This window comes from Luteimonas yanweni (genome assembly GCF_039548475.1).
GTDB lineage: Bacteria > Pseudomonadota > Gammaproteobacteria > Xanthomonadales > Xanthomonadaceae > Luteimonas.
This window is the reverse complement of the sequence record NZ_JBCLVC010000002.1, coordinates 13,499-37,593: the sequence shown is the minus strand read 5'-3', so window position 1 is coordinate 37,593 and position 24,095 is coordinate 13,499. Positions and strand designations below refer to the sequence as shown.

The window sequence follows — 24,095 nt, the reverse complement described above, 5'->3', positions numbered from 1 at the left end:
CGACGCTGCCGGCAACGTCGTCGTCGTCCCGGACGTCGCGGGCAGAATGGAGACGCTCACTTCTTCCCCGTCAGGCCGCCGAAGATCCCGCGCAGGATCTGTCGGCCGATCTGGTTGCCCACGGTGCGCGCGGTCTGCTTGGCCATGGTCTCGACCATGCCCTGGCGCCGCTTGGTGCCGAACACCGCGTCCCTCACCGACTGCGCAAACCCACCGCCGGCCTCGTCCTCGTCCTGCCTGGCGGTACGTGCCCTGGGCGCATCGGCCTGGTCGGCAAGATCCCCGGCCTTCTTCGCCAGCATCTCGAACGCCGACTCGCGGTCGACCGCCGTGTCGTACTTCGCGCCCACCGGGCTGCCGGCGCGCACCCGCGCGCGCTCGGCATCGGTGATCGCGCCCATGCGGCAGCGCGGCGGCGCGACCAGCGTCTGTTCCACCGGCATCGGCGCGCCCTTGCCCTGCAGCGTCGACACCAGTGCTTCACCGGTGCCGAGCCGGGCGATGGCCTTGGCCACGTCCAGGTCCGGGTTCGACACGAAGGTCTCGGCCGCGGTGCGCACGGCCTTCTGGTCGCGCGGAGTGTAGGCGCGCAGCGCGTGCTGCACGCGGTTGCCGAGCTGGCCGAGCACGTTGTCGGGCACGTCGTCGGGGAACTGCGAACAGAAGTACACGCCCACGCCCTTCGAGCGGATCAGGCGCACCACCTGCTCGATCCGCTGCAGCAGCGCCGCCGGTGCGTCCTTGAACAGCAGGTGCGCCTCGTCGAACACGAACACGAGCTTCGGCTTGTCGAGGTCGCCCACCTCGGGCAGGGTTTCGAACAGCTCCGACAGCAGCCACAGCAGGAAGCTCGAATACAGGCGCGGCTTCAGGATCAACCGGTCCGCGGCCATGATGCCGACCACGCCGCGGCCGTCGCTGGTGGTGCGCATGATGTCGGCAAGCTCAAGCGCCGGCTCCCCGAAAAAGGCGTCGCCGCCGTCGGACTCCAGGCGCAGCAGGGCGCGCTGGATGGCGCCGATCGAGGGCGTGCTGACCAGGCCGTACTGCGTGGACACCGCCTTGCGCTCCTCGGCGACGAGGCTGAGCAGGGCGCGCAGGTCGGCGAGGTCGAGCAGCAGCAGGCCGCGGTCGTCGGCCAGCTTGAACACGATGTCGAGCACGCCCGACTGGGTGTCGTTGAGCTCCAGCATGCGCGCCAGCAGGGTGGGGCCGATCTCGCTGATCGTGGTCCGCACCGGGTGGCCGAGCTCGCCGTAGATGTCCCAGAAGACGACCGGGCTGGCGTCGGGGCCATAGGCGTCGACGCCGATCATCGCCGCGCGCTCGCGCAGCGTGTCGCCGATATCGCCCGGGACGGCCAGGCCGGCCACGTCGCCCTTCACATCGGCCATGAACACCGGCACGCCGATCCGCGAGAAGCCTTCGGCCAGCGTCATCAGGGTCACCGTCTTGCCCGTGCCGGTGGCGCCGGCCACAAGGCCGTGGCGGTTGGCGAGCTTCGGCTGCAGGAAGACGCGGCCGCCGGTGTCTGGCAGGGAATCAGGGGTGGTGACGGCCTTGCCGACGAGGATCGGGTCCATGGGGGCTCCTGTGTGCTGGACGGATTCTAGCGACAAGGAGCTGCCGGGCGGGTTGCCGGCGTGGCGCTTGCCGCTGGCCGAGACCGGCCGCTACCCTGCAGGATCGAAATGCAGTCCCTGGTCCCCGAATGCCCCCATTTTCCGTTGTCCTGCCGCGGCTGGCGCTTGCCGCGGCCGTTGCAGTCCTTGCCTTGCACGTCCCCGAAGCCTCCGCGCAGTCCAGGCGCGACCGCGCCGCCGCCGCGGAGCTGGCCGAACGCATGGCCACTGCCGAAACCCGCTACCGCGAATCACTGGTGAAGGCCGCCAACGCCGATCCCACCGCCGTCGACGAGGGCAACGCCGCCCTCGAGGACATGGAGGACGTGATGCTGGCCTGCGAGAAGCAGCGCGGCTGCGAACTCGCGTCGATGCTGCCGGGCTGGAAGCGGCTGCTGAAGGCCCAGGCCGATGACGCCGCCGGCATCGACGACGAGACGTTCGATGCCGACGGCGTGGACGAGGGCGGCCTGCCGACCGGCGACGTGCCGGCGGCCGCCAGCGCCGCGGCGCTGCTGAGCGAGGACGGCCAGCGCTTCGTGCGCATGGTCCAGTTCAACCCGGCGGTGCAGGAAGGCATCCGCCGCTGGCTGACCGATATGCGCGTCTCGCTGGTCACCAGCCATGAGAACTACCAGTACATGCGCCACCTGATGGCGCCGGCCTTCGAGAAGCGCGGCCTGCCCGAGGCCCTGCTGTTCGGGATCATGGCCAAGGAATCCACCGGTCGCGTGCACGTCGGCTCGCGCGCGGGCGCGGTCGGCCCGCTGCAGTTCATGCCCGCCACGGGGCGCCGTTTCGGACTGGGGCCCGATGGCAGCGGCTTCGACACCCGCTATGACCCGGCCGCATCCGCCGAGGCGGCGTCGAGCTACCTCAGCGAGCGCTTCGCCGAGTTCGGCAACGAGGTCGAGAAGTGGCTGGCCGCCTACAACGGCGGCGAAGGCCGGGCGCGGCGCATCCACGATGCCAGCGGCGGCCGCCCGTTCTGGGAGGCCGACGTCTACAGCCAGTTTCCGGCCGAGACCCGCGACTACGTGCCGATGGTGATCGCCGCGGCCTGGCTGTACCTGCATCCGAAGGAGTACGGGCTCAGCTTCCCGCGGGTCGACGTGCGGCCGACGCACTTCGTGCTCTCGCGGCCGGCATCGATCTACGAACTCACCGTGTGCATGGGCGACAGCGGCAGCCGCCACGGCTATATGCGGCAGCTGCGCAACCTCAACCCGCGCTTCGAGGCCGACGAGGTGATTCCGTCCGGCGCCGTCCTCCAGGGCACCACGCGCATGGCTGCGCTGTACAAGCGCTGGTGCGCGCAGGGGCGCCGCGCCGAGCTGGCCCGCCAGCTGATGGGCAGCACCGTCAATGCGGCGCTGGTGCGGACCGGTCCGGTGGAAGTCGTGCGCCCCGCCGGGACCACCGTCGCTACCGGCGTCGCGACGCCGAGCGCGGCGCCGCGCGAGCATCGCGTGGCCCGCGGCGAGACCCTGGTCGGAATCGCGCGCCAGTACGGCTGCGAGGCGCGCCAGCTGGCCCGGGCCAACCGCCTGGAGGCACCGTCCGCCATCCGCGTCGGCCAGCGACTGCGCCTGGAGGGCTGCAGCCGCTGACGGCCACGGCGGCCTCGCGCGCCGCCTGCCAGACTGTGCGCATGTGCCTCCGCTTCGACAACGCCTTCCTGCGCGAGCTGCCCGGTGATCCGTCCGCCGGGCCGGGCGTGCGCCAGGTGTACGGCGCGGCGTGGTCGCGCGTCGCGCCGACGCCGGTGGCAGCGCCGCGACTGGTCGCGCATGCGGCCGAGGTGGCCGGGCGCCTGGGCATCGGTGCGGACGCGCTTGCCGGGCCGGATTTCGCCGCGGTGTTCGGCGGAAACCGGCAGCTCGAAGGCATGGATCCCTGGGCGGCGAACTATGGGGGCCACCAGTTCGGCCACTGGGCCGGGCAGCTGGGCGACGGGCGCGCGATCAGCCTTGGCGAGGCCGTGGCCGCCGATGGCAGCCGGCACGAACTGCAGCTCAAGGGCGCGGGGCGGACGCCGTACTCCCGCGGCGCCGACGGCCGCGCGGTGCTGCGGTCCTCGATCCGCGAATTCCTGTGCAGCGAGGCCATGCACCACCTGGGTGTGCCGACCACGCGTGCGCTGTCGCTGGTGGCCACCGGCGAGACCGTGGTGCGCGACATGTTCTACGACGGCCATCCGCGGCCCGAGCCGGGCACGATCGTGTGCCGGGTCGCGCCGTCGTTCATCCGCTTCGGGACCTTCGAGCTGCCGGCCTCGCGCGGCGAGGTCGCGCTGCTGCGGGCGCTGGCGGAGTTCTGCATCTGGCGGGACTTCCCTTGGCTGCTGGGCCAGGACCACGAGGGCCGGCCGCTGGCGGAACTGCGCGCCGCCGGGGCCTTCGACGAAGCGCTGTTCGCGGCCTGGTTCCGCGAGGTTTGCGTGCGCACCGCGGTGCTGGTCGGCCACTGGATGCGCGTCGGCTTCGTCCATGGCGTGCTCAACACCGACAACATGTCGATCCTCGGGCTCACCATCGACTACGGCCCCTACGGCTGGATCGACGACTACGACCCCGACTGGACGCCCAACACCACCGATGCCCAGGGGCGCCGTTACCGCTTCGGCTGGCAACCCCGCATCGCGCACTGGAACCTGTCGCGGCTGGCAGGCGCGCTGTCGCCGCTGTTCGCCGACGCGGCACCGCTGCAGGCCGGGCTCGATGCCTACGCGGCCACCTGGAGCGGGTGCGAGCGCGCCAACGCCGCCGCCAAGCTGGGACTTTCGGGCTGCAGCGACGACGATCTCGAACTGATGCGCGCGCTGCAGGCGCTGATGCACCGCACCGGTGCCGACATGACGCGCCTGTTCCGCGCGCTGTCCGATATCGATGTCGAGGCCGCGGCACCCGCGGCGGCACCTCTGCGGGGCGCGTTCTACGATCCGGCGCTGCCGGCCGACCACGCCGCCGCGCTGGAGGCCTGGCTCGCCCGCTACGCCGCCCGCTGCCGGGCGGACGGACTGCCTCGGGAAGCCCGGGTCGCAGGCATGCATGCCGCCAATCCGCGCTATGTACCGCGCAACTACCTGGTGCAGCAGGCGATCGACCGCGCGGAATCCGGTGACGAGTCGGGAATCGCCGAGCTGCTGGATGTGTTCCGGGACCCCTACGGCGAGCAGCCCGGCCGCGAGGCCTTCGCCGCCCTGCGCCCGGACTGGGCGCGCGACCGCGCCGGCTGCTCGATGCTGTCCTGCAGTTCATGAAACCCGCGGTCGCAACGCCCGCGACCGGTAGAATGGGCGGATGCCCCTGATCACACTGAATTCCGTCGACTACAGCGTCGGCGGCCCGCTCCTGCTCGAAAAAGTCGAGCTGGCCATCGAACCCGGCGAGCGCATCGCGCTGATCGGCCGCAACGGCGCCGGCAAGTCGACGCTGATGCGCCTGCTGTCGGGCGAGATCAAGCCCGACGACGGCGACATCCGCCGCGACGGCAACGTGCGCGTCTCGCGCCTGGAGCAGGAAGTGCCCGCGGGCGCGTCCGGCACCGTCTTCGACGTGGTCGCCGAAGGCATGGGCGAGCTGGGCGCGTGGCTGGCCGAGTTCCACCACCTGAGCCACGGCGACAACTACGACGCCGACGCCATGTCCGCGGTGCAGGCGAAGATCGACGCCGCCGACGGCTGGGCCGCCGACCAGCGGGTCGAGGAAACGCTGCAGAAGCTCGACCTCGACGGCGAGCTCGCGTTCTCGCAGCTGTCCGGCGGCATGAAGCGCCGCGTACTGCTGGCGCGCGCGCTGGTGTCGGCGCCCGACCTGCTGCTGCTGGACGAGCCCACCAACCACCTCGACATCGCCGCCATCGACTGGCTGGAAGGCTTCCTGAAGGGCTGGTCGGGCGCGCTGGTGTTCGTCACCCATGACCGCCGCTTCCTGCGCGCGCTGGCCACCCGCATCGTCGAGATCGACCGCGGCCAGGTCACCAGCTGGCCGGGTGACTGGGCCAACTACCTGCGGCGCAAGGAGGAGCGGCTCAACGCCGAGGCGCAGGAAAACGCGCGCTTCGACAAGATGCTGGCCCAGGAGGAAGTCTGGATCCGGCAGGGCATCAAGGCCCGCCGGACCCGCGACGAAGGCCGCGTGCGGCGCCTGAAGGCGATGCGCAACGAGCGCGCGGCGCGCCGCGAGCTGACCGGCAACGTGCGCATGGAGACCGCGCAGGCGGGCGCCTCGGGCAAGAAGGTGATCGAGGCGAAGGAGGTGTCGTTCGCGTTCGGCGACCGCGCCATGGTGCGCGACTTCTCCACCACCATCCTGCGCGGCGACCGCATCGGCCTGGTCGGCGCCAACGGCAGCGGCAAGACCACGCTGCTGAAGCTGCTCCTGGGCCAGCTGCAGCCGCAGTCCGGCGAAATCCGCATCGGCACCCAGCTGCAGGTCGCCTATTTCGACCAGTACCGCGCCACCCTGCGCGAGGACTGGAGCGCGCTGGAGAACGTGGCCGAGGGCCAGGACTTCGTCGAGGTCGGCGGCAAGCGCAAGCACGTGATCGGCTACCTGCAGGACTTCCTGTTCACGCCCGAACGCGCGCGCGCGCCGATCACCCGACTGTCGGGCGGCGAACGCAACCGGCTGCTGTTGGCCAAGCTGTTCGCGCAGCCGTCGAACCTGCTGGTGATGGACGAACCCACCAACGACCTCGACGTCGAGACCCTTGAGCTGCTTGAAGAACTGCTGGCGGACTACCCGGGCACGCTGCTGCTGGTCAGCCACGACCGCGACTTCCTCGACAACGTGGTGACCTCGACCCTGGTGATGCAGGACGGCGGCGAGGGCCGCATCGGCGAATACGTGGGTGGATACAGCGACTGGCTGCGGCAAAGCCAGTCGCGGGCGCGGCATGCGTCGGATGGGGATGCCAGGCCCTCGGCGAAGGCAGCTGCGGCCACCGTGGCGGCTGCGGCGCCCCCGGAGCCGGCGCGCCGCAAACTCGCATTCAAGGAGGCGCGGGAGCTCGAGCAGCTGCCGGCCCGGATCCAGGCGCTGGAAACCCGCATCGCCGAGATGACCGCAACGCTGGCCGAGCCCGCGTTTTTCCGAAGCGATGCCGCCACCATTGCCGCCCATCACGCCGCGATGGCGGAGTCCCAGGCCGAACTCGATGCCGCCTACGCGCGCTGGGAGAGCCTGGAAGGGACGTCCGGCTGACGCGGCCGGCCCTCGCGAAATCATTGGGCGCGCTGTGAAGCGTCTGCCGATCCGCATTGGAACGTGATGCAGGTCCGGTTGCGGATGCATGCGCAGCGCGTGGGCTTGCCGGCCAAGGGCCGGGACGCCACCCTGCGCGCATGCATCTGACCGAGAGCGATATCGTGCGGGCGCGCGAACAGCGTTTCGTCACCCGTGTGCACCATATCCGCACCCTGGGTGGCGCCCTGTCCGCGCTGCTGGTGGCATCGGTGCTCGCGGACAACGACGCAGCGCCCTGGACCTGGGCGCTGTGGGCATTCAACGGCTTCGCCTGGCCGCTGCTTGCGCGCTGGCTCACGCACCGCGCGCATGAGCCGAAGCTGGCCGCCCAGCGGCACCTGGTGATCGACTCGGCCGCCGCCGGGGCCTGGATCGCACTCATGGAGTTCAACCTGGTGCCCAGCGCCGTGCTGCTGGTGATGGTCACCATGGACAAGATCGCCGTGGGCGGCTGGCGCTTCGTCGCACGCACCACGCCGGCGCTGCTCATCGCCTGCCTGCTGGTGTCGGCGGCGCGGGGATTCCCGGTGGGGCTTGAAAGCAGCATGTCGAGCATCCTTGCCACGCTGCCGTTCCTGGTCGTGTACCCGCTGGTGCTGGCCACGGTGACCTTCGGACTCGGGCGCCATGTGAGCGCGAAGAACCGCACGCTGCAGCGCCTAAACCGCATCGATGCGCTCACCGGCCTGCGCAACCGTCGCGGCTGGAACGAGGCCCTGGCCGCGGAGCTGGCCAGGCATGCGCGCACGCGGCGGCCGGCGGTGCTGATGCTGGTCGATGTCGACAACTTCAAGGAGGTCAATGACAACCACGGTCACGTCGTGGGCGACGAGGTGCTGCGCCACGTGGCCCGTGTGCTCGAAATCTGCGCCCGCGACATCGACACCTCGGCGCGCTACGGCGGCGACGAGTTCGGCGTGCTGCTCGCGGAGACCGGTCTGAATGGCGCGCTGCGGGTGGCTGAGCGGGTGCGCACCACCTTTCTTGCGGAGCGCCCCGAAGAGGCGGTGCTGCAGGACTGCACGCTCAGCATCGGCCTGGCCGAGGTCGACCTTGCGGTGGTCACCGCGGACGAGTGGCTGCAGCGCGCGGACTCCGCGATGTACCGGGCGAAGGCGGCCGGCCGCAACCGGGTCGAGTCGGACGTGGCGGGGGCCGTGGAGCGTCCACGCTGAGCGAAGGGACGTGCGGCCACGCCGCGCTTCTGCATTGAGGCGGACGGCCGGCGCTGAAGGCGGCTCGCCCGGTCAGTCGGGTGCGGTCGCGGTGCGGAAGACCGGGTACAGGCCGAGGCGTTCGTCCCAGCTCGAATGGCGGCGATGGAACCATTCCAGCCGTGCCCGCGGACTGGCCGCGAACTCCGCATCCTCCGCTACCCGGTGCTCGAAGGCCTCGCGGACCGCCGGTTCACGAAGCATGTCGCGCGCGACCGCTTCGGCAACGTAGGCCTCCATGTATTCCTTGCGCTCGAAGGCGTTGTTGAACTCGCCCCAGGCCGCCATGGAGTCCGGGGCCTGCGGTTCGAGGATCGCCATCGCCAGCCGCGCGCGGGCCTGGGCGATCGGAACGAACAGCGCACCAGCGGCAAGGTCGCGGGTTTCCGGGCGCCATTCACCTTCGACCTCCAGGCGTTGGCGGCCTTCGCTTGACGTCCCGGCCAGTCGCGGCGCGTCGGCGCGGAACGCTTCGATCGCGGCGTCCGGGAGCGGCTGCGCCACCCGGCGGTAGGCGACGCCGTGCACGTCCAGCCAGCGCGCGACCCGCTCCGCGTGTCGCGAGGGGACCAGGTAGCCGGCGTCCGGCGCGGTCACGCTGCGGCCGGGCACGACCTCGTCGCGCAGCGGCATCTTCCAGATCTGCGGCGTGGTTTCGTCGTAGTGCGTGGCCGGCGCGCCGGAGACCTCGGAGTGCGTGCGCGTCCAGGCGTAGCCGCGGAAATCGACGGTGCGAACGCGGTCGGTGGCGATATAGTCCAGCGGCACTTCCTGACCGGCGAGCGCCGTTGCGCGGGCGTCGGCCGCGGCCGCGGTGTCCAACCACGCGCGGCCGTGTTCCGCCGTCTGCTCCAGCATGCCGACCACGAGGTTGCGGGTGATGCCCACGCGCACCGGGTACTCCTTCCACGAATGGGTTTCGACCAGGATTCCGAAGCGATTGCGCAGCGGGAAGTAGCCGTGCGAGAAGCGCGGCGGGGAGACGCCGTCGACGATGCCGGAGCTGGGATCGTCATGGATCTCGAACGAGGGGTAGAAGGGCAGCGGCAGCGAGCCCTGGGCGGCGAGGTCGTCGAGCAGGCTGTCGCGCAGCGCCAGGCCGGCACGGGCCAGCGCGGCGTCGCCGGAGTGCAGCGGCTCGATCTGCACCGAGATGTCGTGTTCGAACTGGGCGCCGTTGGTGGCGTGCAGGTCGACATGGGCGATCGGGTCCCAGGCCTCGACCAGGCCGAGCATCGCGCGCATCTCCGGCGCATCGGCCTTCAGGTAATCGCGGTTGAGGTTGTAGTTCTGCGCCGTGGTGCGCCAGCCCATTTCCTCGGGGCCGCGCTGGTTGGGCCGGTTCCAGGCGCCGAAGCGCTCGTGGCCATCGGCGTTGAAGACCGGCACGAACACCAGCACCAGCTTTTCAAGCGCTTCCGCTGCGGCCTCGCCGTCCAGGGCCTGGCGCAGGGCCAGGAAGCCGGCGTCCTTGCCATCGACCTCGCCGGCATGGATGCCGCCCTGGACCAGCAGCACCGGCAGGCCGGCCGTGCGAGCGGCCTCCGGCGTCAGCGCGCCGCTGCGCGAGGCGACCAGCGCCTTCATCGGCCGCCCCTCGGGCGTGGTGCCGAAGTCGATGCAGCGCACCGCTTCGGGGTACCGCGCGGCAAAGCCGGCGCACAGCGCGAGCACCTCGTCGTAGCGGCCGGTGCGCACGAAGCCCGACTGTTCGGCGACCGTGGACAGGGGCGGCGCTGTCGCGGCGGCAGGGCGTGGCGCGTGGTCCGCGGCCACGATTTCTGTGCCGCCGCTGGCCGTGGTGGCTGCGTCCGTGCCCGCTTTTTTGCTTGAGGCTGCAGTGACAGCCGGCAGCGCGAGCAACAGGCACAGCGGAATTGCGGCGATGGCGGATCGGGACATGGGATCGGGCCGGGTGGCGACGGGCGCCCATGATGCCGCGTCCATGTCTTTCGGCCAAAGCGCGGCGGCGGCGGATACGCTAGCCTTCGCGGCTTCGACCGCAGACCGGCCCCACCGCATGAGCCACGCCCCCGTTGCCGCCGACGCCGGCAAGCTGCCGCGCCAGATTCCCTACATCATCGGAAACGAGGCCTGCGAGCGCTTCAGCTTCTACGGCATGAGGAACATCCTCATCCCGTTCCTGATCAGCTCGATGCTGCTGGCCTACCTGCCGGCCGGGCCCGAACGCGAGGGCGCGGCGAAGGACATCTTCCACACCTTCGTGATCGGCGTGTACTTCTTCCCGCTGCTGGGCGGCTGGCTGTCGGACCGCTACTTCGGCAAGTACAACACCGTCCTCTGGTTCTCGCTGATCTACTGTGCCGGCCACGCCTGCCTTGCGATGTTCGAGGACAGTCGCAACGGCTTCTACGCCGGCCTGTTCCTGATCGCGCTGGGCTCGGGCGGCATCAAGCCGCTGGTGGTCAGCTTCTGCGGCGACCAGTTCGACCAGACCAACAAGTCCAAGGCCAAGGTGGTCTTCGACGCCTTCTACTGGATCATCAACTTCGGCTCGTTCTTCGCCTCGCTGCTGGCGCCGCTGCTGCTGCGCAGCTACGGGCCGGCGGTCGCGTTCGGCGTACCGGGCGTGCTGATGTTCATCGCCACCTTCGTGTTCTGGCTCGGCCGCAAGCAGTACGTCAACGTGCCGCCCTCGGGTGCCGACCCGGATTCCTTCCTCAACGTGGTGCGCACCGCGCTGCGCAGGCACGGCGCGGGGCAGGGCGGCTCCGGCACGCTGGTGGCGCGCGTCGGCGTGGGGATCGCGGTGCTCATGTTGGCGCTCTGGGCGCTGGACGCGGCCGGCGTGCCGCTGCCCTGGCCGGATGCCTTCGGCTTCGTCATCACCGCCTGCCTGGCGCTGGGCGTGGTGATCGCCTGCGTCGGCTGGGGCGCATCGCTGCAGCTCGAGCGCGCCCGTGGCCTGCACCCGGACGCGGCGGTCGACGGCGTGCGCGCGGTGCTGCGCATCCTGATCGTGTTTGCGCTGGTGACCCCGTTCTGGTCGCTGTTCGACCAGAAGGCCTCGACCTGGATCATCCAGGGCAACACCATGCTGATCCCGCACGACGCCTGGTGGTGGCCGAGCTGGCTGATCAAGGAGGCGGCGCAGATGCAGGCGCTCAACCCGCTGCTGGTGATGCTGCTGATCCCGTTCAACAACCTGGTGCTGTACCCGCTGCTGCGCCGCATGGGCTTCACCGTGACCGCCCTGCGCCGGATGGGCTGGGGCATCGTGTTTTCGGGCATCGCCTGGATCGCGGCCGGCGTGCTGCAGCTGTGGCTCGACGGCGGCGCCGAGGTCTCGCTGGCCTGGCAGAGCCTGCCTTACCTGCTGCTGACCTTCGGCGAAGTGCTGGTCTCGGCCACCGCGCTCGAGTTCGCGTACAGCCAGGCGCCGCACGCGATGAAGGGCGTGATCATGGCCTTCTGGTACCTGACCAGCACCTTCGGCAGCCTCTGGGTGCTGCTCACCAACGCCGGCGTCCGCAACGACGCGGTGACCTCGGCCATCGCCTCCACCGGGCTCAGCGAGAACGCGTTCCTGATGTTCTTCTTCGCCCTGTTCGCATTCCTGGCGGCGCTGGCGTTCGCGGCCTATGCGCGCAGGTACCCGATGCAGGACAACTACCGCGTGTCCCCCGGGATCGCGGCATGAGCGGCGATGGCGGCGTGGTCACGCTGGTGATCCTGGCGCTGACGGTGCTGGTGTCGTGGCGGGCCTTCGGCAACCGCAGGCTGCTCGAGCGTTTGCTGCTGTGGCCGCCGGCGATCGAGCGCCACAAGCAATACGACCGCCTGGTGACCCACGGCTTCGTGCACGCCGACTGGCAGCACCTGCTGTTCAACATGGTCACGCTGTTCTTCTTCGGGCGCTACGTCGAACGGATGTTCGCGCCCTACATCGGTCCGCTCGGCTTCGCGCTGTTCTACCTGTCGGCGATCGTGGTGGCGATCCTGCCCACCTACCTGCGCCATCGCCACGATGCGGGCTATCGCAGCCTCGGGGCCTCGGGCGCGGTGTCGGCGGTGCTGTTCGCCTTCATCCTGGTGCAGCCCTGGGCATTGATCTTCGTGTTCTTCATCCCGGTGCCGGCGATCGTCTACGGCGTGCTCTACGTCGGCTATTCGATCTGGATGGAGCGCCGCGGCGGCGACAACGTCAACCACAGCGCGCACCTGTGGGGCGCGGGTTACGGCCTGCTGTTCACGGTGATCATGGAGCCGGGCGTGGTCGAGGTCTTCCTGGCGCGGCTGATGTCGCCGATGTCCTGAGTCAGGAGATCGATTCGCCGCCGGCGCCGATGCCGGCCTGGTCGCACTCGTAGGCCTGGATCAGGCGCGCGTAGACCAGCGAGTCGAGCTGGTTGAATTCAACGTTGTCGACCTCGCCCGAACGGGACAGGTCGAACAGGCGGGTGACGGCTTCGTGCGCGGCGCGGGTGTCGGTCATGGCATCCAAGGTCATCTCCATACTGGGCTGCGTGGGCGAAGGCACGCATCAAGCGTGCCAATCGTGGCCACCACGACCGGGGTCAGGCGGGGGGTGACGCGTCAGGTCACAAGCGCACGCAGTCCGGCGGGCAGTGACCCGGCCAGGGCACTCACCGCGCCTGAATCCGTTCCGTGATACCCCTTGGGCCATCCCCCTGATGGAGAAAACAGATGGCCTTTACCCGCGCGCAGGCGACCGAACTCCTCAACAAGGCCGAGATGCGCCTGTACGAAGAAAGCCGGGCCAATGCCCTGCGCGGGTTCGACCGGGCGGCATTGGCCGGTCGCGTCGTCCGGACACGCGCCGCGCGCGACCGCGCCCGCGACCTGCTGAAGCGCCAGCGCCTGGCCGCCCGCAAGCGTGGTGATGGCAAGGCGGCCGGAGCGGGCGGCGTGGCGGCGCGCACCGCGCGCAAGGAAGCCCTCCTGGCCGAGATCCTCGGGCGCTTCAGCGATGCCCGCAGGGACGCGCCGGCGGCCGTGGCGAAGAAGGCGTCGACCAGGACGGTGACGGCGAAGAAGGCCGTGGCGAAGAAGGCCGTGGCGAAGAAGGGCGCCGTGGAAAAGGGCGAGACGCCGAAGGCTGCGACGACGAAGACCTCCACGAAGAAGGCCGCGACGACGAAGGCCGCGACCCGGAAGGCCGTTACGACGAAGCCCGCCGCGAAGCAGCCCGCCACGAAGAAGGCCGCGACGAAGAAGGCCGCCACGAAGAAGTCCGCGGTGGAGAACGCCGCGGGGGCGGAGGCTGCCTCCCCGAAGACCGCTCCGAAGCGGGCCGCCGCCAGGAAGACGGCCGCCAGGACGGCCGCCGCGCCCCGCCGGCTGTCCCCCGAGCGCGCCCTGGCCAACACCCGCAAGCTGCTGGAAGCCAAGCAGGAGCGCGACCGGTCGCCGCAGCCGTGGCAGTCGCTCGATCCTGGCGTCGAGCATGTCCCGCAACCGGGCTACCAGTCGCCGCAGGCCGCCAGCAAGGCGCAGGACCTGCATGCCGGCGAATCGCGCATGGCCTCCATCCACGGCAGCATGTCCACGACCGACCGCCACAACCAGGGCAAGCGCGATGGCCGTGGCGACACCGACTGAGGAGTGACCGCGATGGATACGCTGGACATCACCCACCACGGCATCCCGGGCCGGTTCGTCACCGGGGTCGACGGCCACGTGGCCAACCTCGACTACGAAATGGCCGATGGCGTCATGCATATCACCCACACCCGGGTGCCCGAAGCCATCGGCGGCCGCGGCATCGCCGGCAAGCTGGTCGAGGCGGCCTTCCACCACGCGCGGACCGAGGGCTGGAAGGTGCGCCCGCTGTGCGACTACGCCAAGGGTTGGGCGGGGCGTCACCCGGAGTACGCCGACCTGCTGGGCTGAGGGCCGCCGCGCGCGCCGGCGCGCGATCTGCCAGACTTGCGCCCCTTTCAACCACGGTCAGTGTCGCCGGCCATGCGCCTCAACAAGCACATCAGCGAAACCGGCGCCTGTTCGCGCCGGGAGGCGGACCGCCTCATCGGCGAGGGCCGGGTGACCGTCAACGGCATGCGTGCGCGCATCGGCGCCGAGGTGGGGGAGGGCGACGCGGTCCTGCTCGACGGCCAGCCGCTGCGCCCGCGCAGCGCCGCCCCCGGCAAGCGCAAGCATGTGTACATCGTCCTGTACAAGCCGGTGGGCATCACCTCCACCACCGAATCGGACGTGGCCGGCAACATCGTCGACTTCGTCGGCCACCAGCAGCGGATCTTCCCGATCGGGCGCCTGGACAAGGATTCCGAGGGCCTGATCCTGATGACCAGCAACGGCGACATCGTCAATGCCGTGCTGCGGGCCGAGAGCAAGCTTGAAAAGGAGTACATGGTGGCGGTGAACAACCCGGTCACCGATGAATTCCTGCGCGGCATGGCCCGCGGTGTCCCCGTCCACGGGCAGCTGACCCTGCCGTGCCGGACCGCCAAGCTCGGCCGCTTCGGCTACCGGATCACCCTGGTCCAGGGGCTCAACCGCCAGGTGCGCCTGATGGCCGCGCATTTCGGCTACCGGGTGAAGCGGCTGGTGCGCGTGCGCGTGGGCCCGGTCCAGCTGGGCCACCTGAAGCCGGGGCGCTGGCGCAACCTCAGCGACGCCGAGCTGGCGGTCCTCCTGCCGCAGCAGGAGGCCTGGTAACCGGACCCGGCGGCGGGCCGCCGACGACGAACGGTACACACCATTCACATTTGCAATCGAATTTGCGGTATGGTTCGCCCACTGTTCAAAGCGGGATCACGGTACATCGTGGCTCCGGTGCGGTAGATCCAAGGTGACACGGCGTTTGCGCCAGCTTCCGACGATCCGCTCCATCGTTCCTGTGCTACCCCTTGCTTCGCAGTCTCGGATCCGCATGCGGACCGTGTCATTTCAAAACTGTTCAAGGAGTAACACCATGTCCGATCGTCAGACCGGCACCGTCAAGTGGTTCAACGACGCCAAGGGCTTCGGCTTCATCACCCCCGAAAGCGGCCAGGACCTGTTCGTCCACTTCCGTTCGATCCAGGGCACCGGCTTCAAGTCGCTGCAGGAAGGCCAGCAGGTTTCGTTCAAGGTCGTGCAGGGCCAGAAGGGCCTGCAGGCCGACGAGGTGCAGGCCATCTAAGGCCCGCGCATCGCAGTACCAGGGAGCCCCGGACGGCAACGTCCGGGGCTTTTTCGTATTGGCCCGGCCCGTGAGCGCGGACATCACGCAGGGGCCGCTAGCCTGTCCTCCATCATGGACTGAACGGGGGGTTCCAGATGGTTCGCCGTCTTGATCGCGTTGTGCCGCTGCTGCTGCTGGCGGCGCTGGTGCTGGCCGGCTGCCGCCGCGAGGCCGAGGTGCCCGGGGGTGCCGCCGTGGATGCGCCGCCTACGGCTGCAGCCCGGGACACCGGCCCGGAGCAGACGCCGCTGGTGCTGGAGGACGTGATGGAGTCCGATCCGCGCTACATCATCGGCATCAGCTACCCGCCCGGCATCAATCGCTACCCGGGGCTGGCCGCCGAGCTCAAGCGCTATGCCGATGCCGCCCGCGCCGACCTCATGGAAGCGGTGGATGCGCGCGACCCGGACGCGCCAAGCGCTGGCGCCCCCTATGATCTCTCGCTGCCCTTCGACATGGTGATGGAGTCGCCCGAAGTGGTGGCGGTCCAGGCCGGCGGCACAAGCTATACCGGCGGGGCCCACGGCACCCCGCTCGTGGCGCGCTTCGTCTGGCTGCCGCAGCGGCGCGAATTGCTCCGCGTCGGCGCGCTGTTCGAGGGCCCCGGGGCCTGGCGCGGGATCTCGGACTTCGTGCGCGAATCCCTGCACGGGGCGCTGTCGCAGCGCCTGGACGCCGACGAGGCCCTCGCGCCCGAGGACCGCGCGCGCCTGCAGCGCAGCGGTGGCCGCATGATCGACGAAGGCACGGCCCCCGAGGCCGGAAACTTCGACCAGTTCGAGCCCATGGAAGGGGCGGGCGGACGCCTGGGCGGGCTGCGCTTCGTGTTCCCGCCCTATCAGGTGGGACCGTACTCCGATGGCGTGCAGACGGTGGACGTGCCGGCCGCGGTGCTGCTCCCGCACGTCGCACCGCAATACCGGGACCTGTTCGCCGCGGACTGAGCCGTCGGCGCCGCGATTGGCCCCGGCCGCCGCCAGGCGCTAGCATCGTCCCGGGCCATTTCGGGGGCGGTGATGCATCCGATCCGGGAACGCGTCCACGGCCTGCTGGCCGCCGCCGATGTCCGCGTGGGCGGCGACAGGCCCTGGGACATGCAGATTCACGACACCCGGCTGCCGGCGCGGCTGCTGGCCGGGGGCTCGCTGGCCCTGGGCGAGTCCTACGTGGATGGCTGGTGGGATACGCCCTCGCTGGACCAGTTGATCGGCCGCCTGCTCGCGGCAGGGCTGGACCGCCGCGCGCCCGGCCTGGCCGACCTCCGCGACGCCGCCGCCGCGCGCCTGCTCAACCTGCAGCTCGGGCGGCGTGCCTACGCGGTGGGCGAACGCCACTACGACCTCGGCAACGACCTGTACCGGGCCATGCTCGGCCGCCGCCTGGTGTACAGCTGCGGCTACTGGCATGACCGTGACGGCAGGTTGGCCGGATCGCTCGACGACGCCCAGGACGCCAAGCTCGACCTGGTCTGTCGCAAGCTCGGCCTGCGTCCGGGCATGCGCGTGCTCGACATCGGCTGCGGCTGGGGCGAGGCGCTGAAGTTCGCGGCCGAGCGCCATGGCGTCAGCGGCGTGGGCGTGACCATCTCGCGCGAGCAGCAGGCTTTCGCCGAAGCGCTGTGCGAGGGCCTGCCGCTCGAGTTCCGCCTGCAGGACTATCGCGAGCTCCGCGGCGAACGCTTCGACCGCGTGCTGTCCATCGGCATGTTCGAGCACGTGGGCCTGCGCAACTACCGCGGCTACTTCGACCTGGTGCGCTCGCTGCTGCCCGCGGACGGCCTGTTCCTGTTGCACAGCATCGGCGGCAACGCCTCGCGTCGCCGTACCGACCCCTGGATCGCGCGCTACATCTTCCCGAACTCGATGCTGCCCTCGGCGCGGCAGCTGGCGGAGGCCAGCGAAGGCCTGTTCGTGATCGAGGACTGGCACTGCTTCGGCACCGACTACGACCTCACGCTGCAGGCCTGGCGCGACAACATCGAGGCCGCGTGGCACAGGCTCCCGGCACGCTACGACGAGCGATTCCGGCGCATGTGGCGATATTACCTGGCGTCTTCGATGGCGAGCTTCCGCGCACGGCGGAGCCAGGTGTGGCAGGTGCTCATGTCGCCGCAGGGCGTTCCCGGCGGCATCGTCGTACCGCGCTGAGCACGGCCGCTTGCTCCCACAGGAAAGGGATGGGACGGCCAAAAGAACTTCCCCCGCCGGAGCGGGGGAAGTCGGGGTGCGTCAGTCCTGCCGGGTGGCGCCGGCCGGCGGCGCGCCGTCCTCGGTGGTGGCATCCAGGCCACGCTTCACCAGCAGCGGCTTGATGTCAGGCGTCTTGCCCGAGAAGTCGGTGAACAGCTGCAGTGCGTCCTTGCTGCCGCCCTGCGACAGAAGCGTGGCGCGGAAGCGGTCGCCGTTTTCGCGGGTCAGGCCGCCGTTCTCCTCGATCCAGGCCACGGTGTTGGCGTCCAGCACCTCGGACCAGATATAGGCGTAGTAGCCCGCCGCGTAGCCGCCCATGATGTGGCTGAAGTACGTGGTGCGGTAGCGCGGCGGCACCGCGGCGAAGTCCAGGCCGGCGGCCTTGAGCGCGGCGGCCTCGGTGGCGAGGATGTCGCCCGCGGGCGGCAGCTTGTCGGCCGGCAGCTGGTGCAGGTACTGGTCGAGCATGGCCGCGCCCAGGTACTCGGTGGTGGCGAAGCCCTGGTTGAACCTGGCGGTCGCGACCACCTTGTCCAGCAGCGCCTGCGGCATCGGCTCGCCGGTCTCGTGGTGCTTGGCGTAGTTGGCCAGGACCGACGGCCAGTCGGACCACATCTCGTTGACCTGCGAGGGGAACTCGACGAAGTCGCGGGGCACGCTGGTGCCAGAGAAGTAGGGGTACTTCACGTCCGAGAACATGCCGTGCAGGCCATGGCCGAACTCATGGAACATCGTGGTGACCTCGTCCCAGGTCAGCAGCGTCGGCTTGCCGGACTCGGGCTTGGGGATGTTCTGGTGGTTGGCCACCACGGGCTTGGTGCCCTCGAGCTCCGACTGCGAGACGTAGCCGCTCATCCACGCGCCGCCGCGCTTGGAGTCGCGCGCGTAGGGGTCGAAGATGAAGAACGCGAGCTGGCTGCCGTCGGCGTTGAAGACCTCGTAGACCCAGGTGTCCTCGTGGTACTTCGGCAGGTCGGTGCGCTCCTTGAAGGTGATGCCATACAGCTCGGTGGCGGCATGGAACACGCCGTCCTCGAGCACGCTCCGCATCTCCAGGTAGGGCTTGAGCTGGGATTCGTCGAAGTCGTACTCGGCCTTGCGCACCTTCTCGGTGTAGTAGGCCCAGTCCCAGGGCTCGAGCTTGAAGGTGGACTCGCCCTTGGCCTTCTGCTCGGCGTCGATCATGGCCTGCAGCTTGCCGGCCTCGGCGCGGGCGTTGGCCACGGCGGCCGGGGCCAGCTGGCCGAGCATGGCGTTGACGGCATCGGTGGTCTTGGCGGTCTCGCCGTCCAGCACGTAGTCGGCGTAGGTGTCGAAGCCCAGCATCTTCGCGCGCTCGGCGCGCAGCTTCAGCACGGTGGCGACGATCTCGCGGTTGTCCCACTGGTTGCCGCGCGCGCCACGGACCACCGACGCCTTGTGGATGCGCTCGCGGAGCTCGCGGTTGGCCAGCTGCGACAGCGGCGGCTGGCCGGTGGTGTTGAGCAGGGTGATGACGTACTTGCCTTCGTGGCCACGAGACTTGGCGGCGTTGGCGGCGGCGGTGACCTGCTCCGGCGTCAGGCCCTCGAGCTCGGCGGCGGTGTCGACCACCACGGCGGAATCGTTGACCTCGGCCAGCACGTTCTGGCTGAAGGTCGTGCCCAGCGTGGCCAGCTCGGAGTTGATCTCCTTCAGGCGCGCCTTCTGGCCTTCGTCGAGCGCGGCGCCGGCGCGGACCAGGTCCTTGTAGTACTCCTCGACCAGGCGCACGCCCTCGGCATCCAGGCCCAGGTTGGCGCGACCGTCATGCAGGGTCTTGATGCGCGCGAACAGCTTCGGGTCGAGCGCAATGGCGTCGCGGTGCGCGGCGAACTTTGCCGAATAGTCGGCCTGCAGCTTCTTGCGCGCGTCGTTGGTATCGGTGCCGACCAGGTTGAAGAACACGCGCATGGCGCGGCCCAGGGTCTTGCCGTTGGTCTCGAGCGCGAGGATGGTGTTCTCGAAGGTCGGCGCCTCCGGGTTGTCGGCGATCGCGCGGACCTCGGCCAGCTGCTCGGCCATGCCGACGTCGAATGCGGGGGCGAAGTGTTCGTCGCGGATGCGGTCGAAGTGCGGATACTGCAGCGGCAGCGTGCTCTTGACCGCGAAGGGGTTGTCCTTGAGTGCAGCGGCGCTTGCGGACACGGAAGCCTCCCCGTCGGTGGTGGACTGGGCGAGGGCAGGCGACATGCCTGCGCCGGCGATGGCGAAGGCCAGGGCGAGCGACAGCGGATGCTTCATCGGGCGTTTCCTTGCGGGACTGAGTCCCCTAGGGTACCCCGGGCGGCCGCGGCGGCTCCTGTGACCAATGGCACGGTCGAGCGTCGCGTGAACGACGCCTCCTTGCGGCGCCCCCTGCGGGAGCGGCTGCAGCCGCGACCGGCAGGCCTGGATTCAGCGGACGATCGTGACCGGGAGTTCGCTCTGGGCGATGACCTTGCTGGAGACCGAGCCCAGCAGGATGCCCTTGACCGAGCCGCGGCCGTGCGAGCCCATCACCACGATGTCGGCCTTGTTGTCCTTCGCAGCGGCCAGGATGGCTTCCGACGGCTCGCCGACGACGGCCAGCTCGCGCACGTCGGCCTTGCTGCGGGCCAGCGCCTTGCGCGCCGGAGCCAGCATGCGCTGGTGGTTCTCGGCGTGGATCCGGTCCATCGCTTCCTTGCCGATGCGGGTGACGACGCCGGGGAAGGGCGCGGCATCCACTGCGACCAGGAAGATCTTCGCCGGCTTGGCCAGGCTCTTGGCGAGCGTGTTGGCGTGCCTGGCGGCGCGGACGCTGATGTCGCTGCCGTCAACGGCGACAAGGATCTTCATGCGGATTTCCTTCGGGACTCGTGCGTGATGGCGGGATTCTACGCGGTGCGGCGCGCCACGGCATGGCGCCGGCGGCTCACTTCTCGACGAAGGCCCGCTCGAAGACGTAGTCGCCGACCACGCCGATGCGCATCGACGGCGTGAAGCCGCGGCCATCCAGGAGCGCGCGGAAGTCGGCCAGCATGCCCGGGCTGCCGCAGATCATGGCGCGGTCGCGTGCGGGATCAAGCGCGTCCAGGCCGAGGTCGGCCATCATCTGGCCGCTGGCCATCAGGTCGGTCAGGCGGCCGCGGTGGGGGCGGCCCTCGAACTCGAAGTCCTCGCGGGTGACCGCAGGGTAATAGAGCAGGCGCTCGCCGAGGATGTCACCGAGCAGCTCGTGGCGCGGCAGTTCGTTGACGATGTAGTCGCGATAGCAGAGGTCCGCCACGTTGCGCACGCCGTGGCACAGCACCACGCGCTCGAAGCGCTCGTAGGTCTCCGGATCCTTGATGATCGACAGCCACGGCGCGAAGCCGGTGCCGGTGCCCAGCAGGTACAGGTTGCGGCCCGGATTCAGGTCGCTGATCAGCAGCGTGCCGGTCGGCTTGCGGCCGATCAGCACGTGGTCGCCGGGCCGGATGTGCTGCAGGCGCGAGGTCAGCGGGCCGTTGGCGACCTTGATGCTGAAGAATTCCAGCTGCTCTTCCCAGTTCGCGCTGGCAATCGAATACGCGCGCATGAGCGGCTTCGTGCTGCCGTCGGGCTGTTCAACGGGCAGGCCGATCATCACGAACTGGCCGTTGTCGAAGCGGAAGCCATCGTCGCGGGTGGTGGTGAAGCTGAAGTAGTCGTCCGTCCAGTGACGGACGTCCAGCACCGTCTCGGTGCCAAACGCTGAGGACATGCTGTCTTGGGCCGGAGAGGAAGGAAACCGGCTTATTGTACGCCCTCCGCTCAGCGGTATCCCGCGGCCTGCAGCTCGAACAGCTCGGCGTAGCGGCCGCCGGCGGCCATCAGTTCCTCGTGGGTTCCGTCGGCCTCGATGCGCCCGTCGGCCATCACCAGGATGCGGTCGGCCATGCGCACGCTGGAGAAACGGTGCGAGATCAGCACCGTGCTGCGCTGGTCGGAGAGTTCGCGGAAGCGCTGGAACACTTCGTACTCGCTGCGTGCATCCAGCGCCGCGGTGGGCTCGTCCAGGATCATGACCTGGGCATCGCGCATGTAGGCGCGCGCGATGGCGACCTTCTGCCATTGACCGCCGGACAGGTCCACGCCGGTCTTGAAGCGGCGGCCGATCACCTGGTCGTAGCCGCGGGGCAGGCCGGTGATGACTTCGTCGGCCATCGCGCGCCGCGCCGCGGCCTCGATGCGTTCGCGGTCGTCCATGGCGTCGATCTGGCCCACGCCGATGTTCTCGGCCGCGGTCATGTGGAAGCGGACGAAGTCCTGGAAGATCACGCCGATGTTCGCCCGCAGGTCGTCCAGGTCGTAGTCGCGCAGGTCGCGGCCGTCGAGCAGGATCCGGCCCTCGTCGGGGTCGTACAGGCGCGCCAGCAGCTTCATCAGGGTGGTCTTGCCGGCGCCGTTCTCGCCGACCAGGGCCAGCACCTCGCCCGCGCGCAGCTCGAACTCGACCCCGCGCAGCGCCCAGCGGGCGGCGTCGGGGTAGCGGAAGCCGACGTTCTCGAACACGAAGCCGCTGGAGATGGGCCGCGGGATGGCCGACGCGCCCGGCTTCGACACGATCTCGGGTTCGATGTCGAAGAAGGAGTACAGGTCGTCCAGGAACATCGCCTGCCCGGCCACCTGCGACAGGCCGACCAGCAGGCCTTCCAGAAGCTGGCGCAGGCGCCGGAAGCTGCCGGCGAGGAAGGTCAGGTCGCCGATCGAGAAGTCGCCGTGGACCGTGCGCCAGGCGATGTAGGCATAGGCCACGTAATAGCCGAGCGTACCGAGCGCGGCCAGCAGCGTGCCCCAGAAGGCGCGCCGGCGGGCAAGCCTGCGGTTGGCGACCAGAAAGGCCTGCGACAGCGTGCGGAAGCGCTCCACCAGGAAATGGTGGAGGCCGAAGATCTTCACTTCCTTGGCGGTGTCGACGCTGGCGCCGGTCTGGCGCAGGTACTCGAGCTGCCGGCGCTCGGCGGTCCACTGGAAGTTGAGCGAATAGTTGAGCGCGTTGAAGTGCGACTCGCCCACGAACGCGGGGATCAGCGCAACGGCCAGCAGCAGGATCAGCCAGGGCGCGTAGACCATGAGGCCGGCGGAGAAGCTGATGATGGTGATGATGTCCTGCGCCTGGCCGAACAGCTGGCCCATCAGGTTCATCCGGCCCATGGTCTGGCGCCGAGCGCGATCGAGCTTGTCCTGCAGCTCGGGATCCTCGAAGTCCTCCAGGTCCAGCGTGGCCGCGTGCTCCATCAGGCGCACGCTGGCGGCGTTGGTGAACATCTCCGACAGTACCTGGTCGCAATAGGAGACCAGGCGGCCGAGCAGGTCGGACAGGATCGCCAGCCCGAACTCGGCCACCAGCAGCAGGGCCAGGTGGTCCAGCTGCCCACTGCGCCAGGCCTCGGCGAAGCCCTCGCCGATGACGCCGATGCCGACCAGGCGGATGGCCTCGTCGATGATCAGCTTGCCCAGGTACAGCATCGCCACCGGCAGCAGCGCCCGGACCAGGCGCAGCGACAGCGTGGCGAGGGTCAGGGGCCGGCTGGTGCGCCAGATCTCGCGCAGGAAGGGCGGCACGTTGCGCAGGGCGGTGAGCCGCTCCCGGAATGAGGGGCGGTTCGCCTGCGGATCGGGGGCGGGGGTATCGCGGGTGGCGCTGGGGGCGGTCGGCATCGGGCCATATTGCCGCGACCGCCGTGCAGGCCGCTACAACGCGTGGGCCCGGGACCGGGCCCGGGCCCACGTGCGCCCTCCGGTGCCGGCAAGGCTCAGTCGAGCTGCAGCCTCACGTCGCCGGAGAAGGTCTCGATGCCGATGCTGCCGTTGCCGGTGCCGTAGCTGTGGTCGAGGCTCGCCCCGGGGCCCACGCGCTTGCGCACCACGCTGGCGCCGGGGGCGTCGATGTCGCCGCTGAAGGTCGTGGCCTCGATCCGGGTCGAGGAATCGCCCGGCAGCGTCACGCGGACGTCGCCGCTGACCGACTCGAAGCTGAAGCGGCCGCCGTCGGCGATGCCCGTCCGGATGCTGGCGTCGCCCGACACCGAGCTGCTTTCCAGGCGCGGCAGGCGCTCGCCGCGGGTGTCGATGTCGATGTCGCCCGAGACGGTTTCCACGTCGACGTGGCCGTTGATGCGGCCGCGCAGCGCGATCTTGCCGCTGACGCTTTCCACGTCGACCTCCCGGCTGTTGAGGTTGAGCTTCAGGTCCCCGCTCACGCTCTCGATGCTGGCCTTGCGCGGCGCGCCGACGGCGGTGACCCGGCCGCTGACGCTGTCGATCTCCAGCTCGTCGCCGGCCACGCCTTGGACGTCGACGCTGGCGGCGACCGAGTCCACGTCCAGGCTGGCGTGCCGCGGGATCTCCAGCACCAGCGTGGTCGGCTCGCTGTCGCGGCTGTTGCGTGGATAGCGCACGCGCACGGAGAGCTTGCGGCCGCCCTGGTCGACGTCCAGGCGCTCGACGCCGTCGCCGAGGCTGCCGGTGATGCGGACTTCGTCGCGGTCCCAGGTGCGGACTTCGACGTGGCCCTTGAGGTTGGAAACCTCGACCTCGCCGCGGGCGTCCAGCGGGCGGGTCTCGTTGATCGGGGTGGCGGCGAGCAGCGGGGCGGCAAGGCCGGCGAGCGCCAGGCCGATGAGGTGGCGGGTCATGTCGGAACTCCT

The 24,095-nt window shown here is 69.9% G+C and carries 20 protein-coding genes; 12 read left to right on the top strand and 8 right to left on the bottom strand.

The window, feature by feature from the left end:
* Positions 1-56: 56 nt before the first annotated feature.
* On the bottom strand, positions 57-1,583 hold the full coding sequence (locus WCE39_RS00245; protein ID WP_343274705.1) for a helicase HerA-like domain-containing protein: 1,527 nt from the start codon (positions 1,581-1,583) through the stop codon (positions 57-59).
* Between the two features lie 128 nt (positions 1,584-1,711).
* Between WCE39_RS00245 and WCE39_RS00240 the strand changes: the two genes are divergently transcribed.
* The 4 genes from WCE39_RS00240 to WCE39_RS00225 all read left to right on the top strand — a co-directional run bounded on the left by WCE39_RS00240 (position 1,712) and on the right by WCE39_RS00225 (position 8,046).
* Complete coding sequence (locus WCE39_RS00240) at positions 1,712-3,232, top strand: transglycosylase SLT domain-containing protein (protein WP_343274704.1); 1,521 nt, start codon at positions 1,712-1,714, stop codon at positions 3,230-3,232.
* A gap of 41 nt (positions 3,233-3,273) precedes the next feature.
* Positions 3,274-4,884, top strand: coding sequence for a protein adenylyltransferase SelO (locus WCE39_RS00235; RefSeq protein WP_343274703.1), 1,611 nt, complete (start codon positions 3,274-3,276; stop codon positions 4,882-4,884).
* A 40-nt stretch (positions 4,885-4,924) separates the two neighbouring features.
* Positions 4,925-6,829, top strand: coding sequence for an ATP-binding cassette domain-containing protein (locus tag WCE39_RS00230; RefSeq protein WP_343274702.1), 1,905 nt, complete (start codon positions 4,925-4,927; stop codon positions 6,827-6,829).
* Between the two features lie 140 nt (positions 6,830-6,969).
* Positions 6,970-8,046 carry a diguanylate cyclase gene (locus WCE39_RS00225; protein ID WP_343274701.1) on the top strand — a complete coding sequence of 359 codons (1,077 nt, stop codon included), beginning with the start codon at positions 6,970-6,972 and terminating at the stop codon, positions 8,044-8,046.
* 72 nt (positions 8,047-8,118) lie between these two features.
* Here WCE39_RS00225 and WCE39_RS00220 read toward each other — a convergent pair whose 3' ends face one another.
* Positions 8,119-9,861 carry a M14 family zinc carboxypeptidase gene (locus WCE39_RS00220; RefSeq protein WP_343274700.1) on the bottom strand — a complete coding sequence of 581 codons (1,743 nt, stop codon included), beginning with the start codon at positions 9,859-9,861 and terminating at the stop codon, positions 8,119-8,121.
* 244 nt (positions 9,862-10,105) lie between these two features.
* On the opposite strand from WCE39_RS00220, the gene WCE39_RS00215 reads away from it, so the two are divergent.
* Positions 10,106-11,746 (top strand): POT-type proton-dependent oligopeptide transporter, encoded by a 1,641-nt coding sequence (locus WCE39_RS00215; RefSeq protein WP_343274699.1) that lies wholly within the window; start codon positions 10,106-10,108, stop codon positions 11,744-11,746.
* A gap of 14 nt (positions 11,747-11,760) precedes the next feature.
* Positions 11,761-12,363 carry a rhomboid family intramembrane serine protease gene (locus WCE39_RS00210; RefSeq protein ID WP_343274856.1) on the top strand — a complete coding sequence of 201 codons (603 nt, stop codon included), beginning with the start codon at positions 11,761-11,763 and terminating at the stop codon, positions 12,361-12,363.
* Between the two features lies 1 nt (position 12,364).
* On the opposite strand, the gene WCE39_RS00205 is transcribed toward WCE39_RS00210, so the two are convergent.
* A complete protein-coding gene (locus WCE39_RS00205) occupies positions 12,365-12,562 on the bottom strand; it encodes a hypothetical protein (RefSeq protein WP_343274698.1) in 198 nt (65 codons plus the stop codon).
* Positions 12,563-12,753: 191 nt separating this feature from the next.
* Between WCE39_RS00205 and WCE39_RS00200 the strand changes: the two genes are divergently transcribed.
* From WCE39_RS00200 to cfa, 6 genes are all read left to right on the top strand, one after another.
* A complete protein-coding gene (locus WCE39_RS00200; protein ID WP_343274697.1) occupies positions 12,754-13,668 on the top strand; it encodes a hypothetical protein in 915 nt (304 codons plus the stop codon).
* 12 nt (positions 13,669-13,680) lie between these two features.
* On the top strand, positions 13,681-13,959 hold the full coding sequence (locus WCE39_RS00195) for a GNAT family N-acetyltransferase (RefSeq protein WP_343274696.1): 279 nt from the start codon (positions 13,681-13,683) through the stop codon (positions 13,957-13,959).
* Between the two features lie 72 nt (positions 13,960-14,031).
* Positions 14,032-14,745 (top strand): pseudouridine synthase, encoded by a 714-nt coding sequence (locus WCE39_RS00190; RefSeq protein WP_343274695.1) that lies wholly within the window; start codon positions 14,032-14,034, stop codon positions 14,743-14,745.
* Positions 14,746-15,001: 256 nt separating this feature from the next.
* Positions 15,002-15,211: a cold-shock protein gene (locus WCE39_RS00185; protein WP_343254799.1), complete on the top strand. Its 210-nt coding sequence runs from the start codon at positions 15,002-15,004 to the stop codon at positions 15,209-15,211.
* Between the two features lie 137 nt (positions 15,212-15,348).
* On the top strand, positions 15,349-16,197 hold the full coding sequence (locus WCE39_RS00180; RefSeq protein ID WP_343274694.1) for an RsiV family protein: 849 nt from the start codon (positions 15,349-15,351) through the stop codon (positions 16,195-16,197).
* A gap of 72 nt (positions 16,198-16,269) precedes the next feature.
* Positions 16,270-17,400 (top strand): cyclopropane fatty acyl phospholipid synthase, encoded by a 1,131-nt coding sequence (gene cfa, locus WCE39_RS00175; protein WP_449283960.1) that lies wholly within the window; start codon positions 16,270-16,272, stop codon positions 17,398-17,400.
* 81 nt (positions 17,401-17,481) lie between these two features.
* Here the strand turns inward: cfa and WCE39_RS00170 are convergent, their stop codons facing one another.
* From WCE39_RS00170 to WCE39_RS00150, 5 genes are all read right to left on the bottom strand, one after another.
* Positions 17,482-19,692 (bottom strand): M3 family metallopeptidase, encoded by a 2,211-nt coding sequence (locus WCE39_RS00170; RefSeq protein ID WP_343274855.1) that lies wholly within the window; start codon positions 19,690-19,692, stop codon positions 17,482-17,484.
* A 165-nt stretch (positions 19,693-19,857) separates the two neighbouring features.
* Positions 19,858-20,280: a universal stress protein gene (locus WCE39_RS00165; protein WP_343274692.1), complete on the bottom strand. Its 423-nt coding sequence runs from the start codon at positions 20,278-20,280 to the stop codon at positions 19,858-19,860.
* 76 nt (positions 20,281-20,356) lie between these two features.
* Positions 20,357-21,166 (bottom strand): ferredoxin--NADP reductase, encoded by an 810-nt coding sequence (locus tag WCE39_RS00160; protein WP_343274691.1) that lies wholly within the window; start codon positions 21,164-21,166, stop codon positions 20,357-20,359.
* A gap of 50 nt (positions 21,167-21,216) precedes the next feature.
* On the bottom strand, positions 21,217-23,106 hold the full coding sequence (locus WCE39_RS00155) for an ABC transporter ATP-binding protein (protein WP_343274690.1): 1,890 nt from the start codon (positions 23,104-23,106) through the stop codon (positions 21,217-21,219).
* Positions 23,107-23,201: 95 nt separating this feature from the next.
* Positions 23,202-24,083, bottom strand: coding sequence for a DUF4097 family beta strand repeat-containing protein (locus WCE39_RS00150; RefSeq protein ID WP_343274689.1), 882 nt, complete (start codon positions 24,081-24,083; stop codon positions 23,202-23,204).
* Positions 24,084-24,095: the final 12 nt, after the last annotated feature.

What these genes read in the sequence shown, in the direction of transcription:
- WCE39_RS00160 (WP_343274691.1), bottom strand. Translation starts at nt 21,166, where the DNA reads ATGTCCTCAGCGTTTGGCACCGAGACGGTGCTGGACGTCCGTCACTGG.
- WCE39_RS00150 (WP_343274689.1), bottom strand. Translation starts at nt 24,083, where the DNA reads ATGACCCGCCACCTCATCGGCCTGGCGCTCGCCGGCCTTGCCGCCCCG.
- WCE39_RS00190 (WP_343274695.1), top strand. Translation starts at nt 14,032, where the DNA reads ATGCGCCTCAACAAGCACATCAGCGAAACCGGCGCCTGTTCGCGCCGG.
- WCE39_RS00185 (WP_343254799.1), top strand. Translation starts at nt 15,002, where the DNA reads ATGTCCGATCGTCAGACCGGCACCGTCAAGTGGTTCAACGACGCCAAG.
- WCE39_RS00180 (WP_343274694.1), top strand. Translation starts at nt 15,349, where the DNA reads ATGGTTCGCCGTCTTGATCGCGTTGTGCCGCTGCTGCTGCTGGCGGCG.
- WCE39_RS00195 (WP_343274696.1), top strand. Translation starts at nt 13,681, where the DNA reads ATGGATACGCTGGACATCACCCACCACGGCATCCCGGGCCGGTTCGTC.
- WCE39_RS00225 (WP_343274701.1), top strand. Translation starts at nt 6,970, where the DNA reads ATGCATCTGACCGAGAGCGATATCGTGCGGGCGCGCGAACAGCGTTTC.
- WCE39_RS00245 (WP_343274705.1), bottom strand. Translation starts at nt 1,583, where the DNA reads ATGGACCCGATCCTCGTCGGCAAGGCCGTCACCACCCCTGATTCCCTG.
- WCE39_RS00240 (WP_343274704.1), top strand. Translation starts at nt 1,712, where the DNA reads ATGCCCCCATTTTCCGTTGTCCTGCCGCGGCTGGCGCTTGCCGCGGCC.
- WCE39_RS00155 (WP_343274690.1), bottom strand. Translation starts at nt 23,106, where the DNA reads ATGCCGACCGCCCCCAGCGCCACCCGCGATACCCCCGCCCCCGATCCG.
- WCE39_RS00165 (WP_343274692.1), bottom strand. Translation starts at nt 20,280, where the DNA reads ATGAAGATCCTTGTCGCCGTTGACGGCAGCGACATCAGCGTCCGCGCC.
- WCE39_RS00230 (WP_343274702.1), top strand. Translation starts at nt 4,925, where the DNA reads ATGCCCCTGATCACACTGAATTCCGTCGACTACAGCGTCGGCGGCCCG.
- WCE39_RS00215 (WP_343274699.1), top strand. Translation starts at nt 10,106, where the DNA reads ATGAGCCACGCCCCCGTTGCCGCCGACGCCGGCAAGCTGCCGCGCCAG.
- WCE39_RS00235 (WP_343274703.1), top strand. Translation starts at nt 3,274, where the DNA reads ATGTGCCTCCGCTTCGACAACGCCTTCCTGCGCGAGCTGCCCGGTGAT.
- WCE39_RS00200 (WP_343274697.1), top strand. Translation starts at nt 12,754, where the DNA reads ATGGCCTTTACCCGCGCGCAGGCGACCGAACTCCTCAACAAGGCCGAG.
- cfa (WP_449283960.1), top strand. Translation starts at nt 16,270, where the DNA reads ATGCATCCGATCCGGGAACGCGTCCACGGCCTGCTGGCCGCCGCCGAT.
- WCE39_RS00205 (WP_343274698.1), bottom strand. Translation starts at nt 12,562, where the DNA reads ATGGAGATGACCTTGGATGCCATGACCGACACCCGCGCCGCGCACGAA.